Origin of the sequence: Lysobacter sp. 22409 (genome assembly GCF_052045105.1) — a bacterium.
Taxonomy (GTDB): domain Bacteria; phylum Pseudomonadota; class Gammaproteobacteria; order Xanthomonadales; family Xanthomonadaceae; genus Lysobacter; species Lysobacter antibioticus_B.
The window spans coordinates 1-4,643 of sequence record NZ_JBQEOE010000093.1 but is presented as its reverse complement, the minus strand read 5'-3'; the positions used below and the strand labels follow the sequence as shown (position 1 = coordinate 4,643).

The 4,643-nt window shown below is 65.5% G+C and carries 3 protein-coding genes; 1 reads left to right on the top strand and 2 read right to left on the bottom strand.

Going from position 1 to position 4,643, the window contains the following annotated elements:
• Positions 1-46: 46 nt before the first annotated feature.
• Positions 47-988 (bottom strand): prolyl aminopeptidase, encoded by a 942-nt coding sequence (gene pip / locus ACTJJK_RS22975; protein ID WP_031374220.1) that lies wholly within the window; start codon positions 986-988, stop codon positions 47-49.
• Positions 989-1,073: 85 nt separating this feature from the next.
• Complete coding sequence (gene prmC, locus ACTJJK_RS22970; RefSeq protein ID WP_031374221.1) at positions 1,074-1,937, bottom strand: peptide chain release factor N(5)-glutamine methyltransferase; 864 nt, start codon at positions 1,935-1,937, stop codon at positions 1,074-1,076.
• 534 nt (positions 1,938-2,471) lie between these two features.
• On the opposite strand from prmC, the gene ACTJJK_RS22965 reads away from it, so the two are divergent.
• A complete protein-coding gene (locus ACTJJK_RS22965) occupies positions 2,472-4,106 on the top strand; it encodes a PKD domain-containing protein (protein ID WP_440731347.1) in 1,635 nt (544 codons plus the stop codon).
• Positions 4,107-4,643: the final 537 nt, after the last annotated feature.

The window sequence follows — 4,643 nt, the reverse complement described above, 5'->3', positions numbered from 1 at the left end:
CCTACAGGAACCTCCGGCAAACGGATCGCCGCGCAGGCGAAACCGATCAGGCAAACCGATCCGTCGCCTGCACCAGCGCATCCACGTTCTCGTCCTCGAACGCCGAATGCCCCGACGCCGGGGTGATCGTCAGCTCGGCCTTCGGCCAGGCCTTCTTCAGCTCCCAGGCGTTCTGCACCGGGCAGACCACGTCATAGCGGCCGTGCACGATCACGCCCGGAATGTCGGCGATCTTGTGCGCGTCGCGCAGCAACTGGTCTTCGACTTCGAAGAAGCCGCCGTTGACGAAGTAATGGTTCTCGATGCGAGCGAAGGCGAGCGCGAACTTCGCGTCCTCATGGCCGCTGACGAAGTCGTCGTCGACATGAAGGAAACTGGTCGCGCCTTCCCACACGCTCCAGGCGCGCGCGGCGTCGAGCCGGGTCTTCTCGTCCTCGCTGGTCAGACGGCGATGGAACGCGCTGATCAAATCATGGCGTTCGACCGAGGGGATCGCGTTGACGTAGTGCTCCCATGCATCCGGGAACAGGCGCGAGGCGCCTTCCTGGTAGAACCATTCCAGTTCCCAACGGCGCAGCATGAAGATGCCGCGCAGGACCAGCTCGGTGACGCGCTGCGGATGAGTTTCGGCATAGGCCAGCGCCAGGGTCGAACCCCAGGAACCGCCGAACACCTGCCAACGGTCGATGCCGAGCTTGGCGCGCAGCTTTTCGATATCGGCCACGAGTTCCCAGGTGCCGTTATCGACGAGGTCGGCATGCGGGGTCGAGCGGCCGCTGCCGCGCTGGTCGAACAGGACGATGCGGTACTTGGCCGGGTCGTGGAAACGCCGCATCTTCGGGCTGCAACCGGCGCCGGGGCCGCCATGCAGCAGCACCACCGGCTTGCCGTCGGGGTTGCCGCACTGTTCGTAATACAGGGTATGGCGGTCGTCGACCTGGATCGTGCCGGTGTCGAAGGGTTCGATCTCGGGATAGAGCGTGCGCATCGCAGGCCTCGCATTCGGGATGCGGGAAGTCTAACGGGACCCGGCCGCGATGGCGTGACCGGATCGGGCGTCGGCGAGGCGGCTCTCAGGCGTTGGGCTTGCGCGCCAGGCTGACGCGGTCGCGGTCTTCGAGGTCGCGTTCGGTGACGGCATCGACCAGGCCGGCCTGGGTCAACAAGGCGCGCACCGCCGCGCCCTGCTCCCAGCCGTGTTCGATCAACAGCCAGCCGCCCGGGTGCAGATGCGCCGGCGCATCGCGGGCGATGACGCGGATCGCATCCAGCCCGTCGGCGCCGGAAGCCAGCGCGCTGCGCGGCTCGTGACGCAAGTCGCCCTGCTGCAGGTGGGCGTCGTCGTCCTCGATGTATGGCGGGTTGCTCGCGATCAGGTCGAAACGTTCGCCGGCCAAAGGCGCGAACCAGTCGCCGTGGCGGAACTCGACATTGCCCAGTTGCAGCGAGGCCGCGTTGGCGCGAGCGACCTCGAGCGCGTCGGTGCTGAAATCCACCGCGATCACCCGCGCGCGCGGCCGCTCGAACGCCAGGGCCAGAGCGATCGCGCCGCTGCCGGTGCCGAGGTCGGCGATCGTCAGGTCGCGATCTTCGGCAAGCAGTCCCAGGGCCAGTTCGACCAGGCGTTCGGTCTCCGGACGCGGGATCAGCGTCGCCGGCGTCACCGCCAGGTCGAAACGCCAGAAGCCGCGCTGCCCGAGCAGATAAGCCACCGGTTCGCCGGCGAGGCGACGCTCGACCAGGCGGCGGTAACGTTGGGCAACCTCCGCGTCCATCACGTGGTCGTCGTGGGCGAACAGCCAACTGCGCGGCCGCTCCAGCGCATGCGCGAGCAGCAATTCGGCTTCGCCGCGGCCGATCAGCGCCCGTGCCGAACACAGCGCAGCCTCGATACGCTCGGCGCCGGGGTCGTGATGGGGGTCGCTGGGGGAATTCATCGCGGCATCGTACGCGAGGCGATTGCGGATGCGCGCATTCCGATTCGCGAATCCGGTCACACCGCGTGGGTCGCAACGGTCGAATCGCCCTCCTTCGTGATGCCTCGATCACGCGCCGCACGCCGAAAGCACACTTTATTCACGCCGGTTGATCACACCGGTCATTTGCGCCGGTTATTTGCGCCGGAGCCGCGGCTCGATCGCGCCGTCTCCGCGCGAAAGCCTGTTGCGACGCAGCGCGCCCGCGCGAGGCAACGCGCGATGCATCCCGGTTTCATGATTCGCAGACGGCATGCGCAGCGCCTTGATTGAAAGGGAAAAAATCCCGGCCGCGCCGCATTTAAACTTTTTTACCCTTATTTAAATCGATCCAAATGTTGACACGCCGATTTTGGCCCTCCCAATGTGGCCGCGTCGCCGCCATCGGCGACAGGGAGCGCGTCGTGGCGATGGAGCGCAATCGCTCGCCATCGCAAACCGCGCGCATCGACGCCATCGCGTCACGCCGTGACGCTCATTGCAGGGGAACGTTCCATGCCGAAGTCGAACCAGCACCTACCGACCCGCCTCCACTCCATCGGCGCCACGGCCCGAACGTTCTCGCGTGCGCTGCCGGCCTTTATCGCGCTGGCGTTGGCCGCCATCGCGCCGACCGCGGCCGCCGCCGAGTCGGCGATCTTCGGCGGCGGCCCGTTCTATTCCGGCGGCCAGACCGTCATCAACGACCTGCGCAATTCCGGCTTCACCACGGTGTTTCTGTGGAGCGTCCATATCGAGGCCAATGGCGACCTGGTCTATAACGACATCCCGATCGTCAAGAACGGCGCGTATATGGGCGCCGACGCCGACTGGCCGGCACGGTTGGCTTCGTTGAAGACCGCGCCGACTTCGGTCAAGCGCGTGGAAGTTTCGATCGGCGCCTGGGGCGTGCCCGACTTCGAACGCATGGCCAACCTGGCCAACGGCACCGCCGCCGGCTGCGGCACCACCATCGTCTGCGGCACCGGCAGCACCAGCATCCTTTACCGCAACTTCCAGGCGCTGAAGACCGCCACCGACGCCGACGCGGTCAACTTCGACGACGAAAGCCACTACAACGTCGCCGACACCACCAAGTTCGGCCAGATGCTGGTCGGGCTCGGCTACAAGATCACCTTCGCGCCCTACACCAACACCAGCTTCTGGCGAGGCGTGAAGGACAACCTCGGCAGCTCGGTCGACCGTATCTACCTGCAGGTCTACGACGGCGGCGCCGGCAACGACCCGGCGAGCTGGAACACCGCGATGGGCATGACCGTCATGCCCGGCCTGTGGACCAAGCACGGCACCGGCTGCACCGCCGGCGACAGCCCGACGCAGGTGCAGACCCGCATGGCCGGCTGGAAGACCAGCGCCGGAATCAGCGGCGGCTTCCTGTGGCTGTACGACGACATCCAGAAGTGCTGGGCGCAGGGTACGACCGCGCAATACGCCGCCGCGATCAACAACGCCGTCAGCGGCAATACCGCACCGGTGGCGAACTTCGGCGTCAGCATCAGCGGCCTGACCGCGAACTTCAGCGATTCCTCCAGCGACGCCGACGGCACGATCGCCTCGCGCAGTTGGAACTTCGGCGACGGCGGCACCTCGACCGCTACCAACCCGAGCCGCACCTACGCCAGCGCCGGCAATTACACCGTCAGCCTGACCGTGACCGACAACGGCGGAGCGACCCACACCAAGACCCAGACCGTCTCGGTCGGCAGCGGCAACGTCAACCTTGCGCTCAACAAACCCGCAACCGGTTCGAGCGCGTGCAACAGCAACGAAGGCCCGGCCAAGGCCGTCAACGGCAGCGTGTCCGGCGGCAACACCGACAAGTTCTGTTCGCTGGCCTCTTCCGCCTGGTTGCAGGTCGACCTGGGCTCGGCGCAGACGGTCAGCAGTTTCGTGGTCAAGCACGCCGGCGCCGGTGGCGAATCCACCTCCTGGAACACCAAGGCCTTCACCATCCAGACCTCGACCAACGCCACGTCGTGGAGCACCCCGGTCACGGTGACCGCAAATACCGCCAGCACCTCGACCCATTCGATCAGCGCGACCTCGGCCCGATACATCAAGCTCAACATCGGCACCCCCACCCAGAACGGCGATCCGGCGACGCGGATCTATGAGTTCGAGGTGCGTTGAGGTTGGGCATTAGCGCCGGCAAGCGGCCGGCATGGCGGGCAGCTACGGTGGCACGGTAGTTTGCCGGGCAAACGGTAGTACGGCGTAGCCGCAAGCGGCGCGGTCGCGGCTTGCGCCGCTCCTACTCAAGAGCCGTGTCACCGTTGCAGTTGCTGTTGCTGTTGCTGTTGCTGTTGCTGTTGCCGTGCGTCGCCGCGCACTAGCGAAGGCAATCGAAGACCCGGAGGGCGGCCCGCAGGGATGCGGGCCGTTTTTCATCGGGACAGGGATGTACCGTATGAAAAATCCCTGCGTTGGCATCGAGCGTGCGGGCCTGTGATTCAAAGCAAAAGCATTTTTCTTTGGTGACTTTCTTTTGTTGCTTTAGACAAAAGAAAGTTACCCGCCGCTTTAGTGGCGGAAGCTTTTAGCGTTTGATCTTGCTTCTGAAAACCCAAGCAAGTGCAGAGCTGTCACCCCTGTAGGAGCGACGTAAGTCGCGACCGATCTCGCCGGGTATCGATCAAGCAAGAGCAGAGCTTCCGTCCGCTAACGCGG

Bases quoted from the DNA above. Each gene is read 5' to 3' on its own strand.
- ACTJJK_RS22965 (WP_440731347.1), top strand. From the start codon at position 2,472: ATGCCGAAGTCGAACCAGCACCTACCGACCCGCCTCCACTCCATCGGC.
- pip (WP_031374220.1), bottom strand. From the start codon at position 988: ATGCGCACGCTCTATCCCGAGATCGAACCCTTCGACACCGGCACGATC.
- prmC (WP_031374221.1), bottom strand. From the start codon at position 1,937: ATGAATTCCCCCAGCGACCCCCATCACGACCCCGGCGCCGAGCGTATC.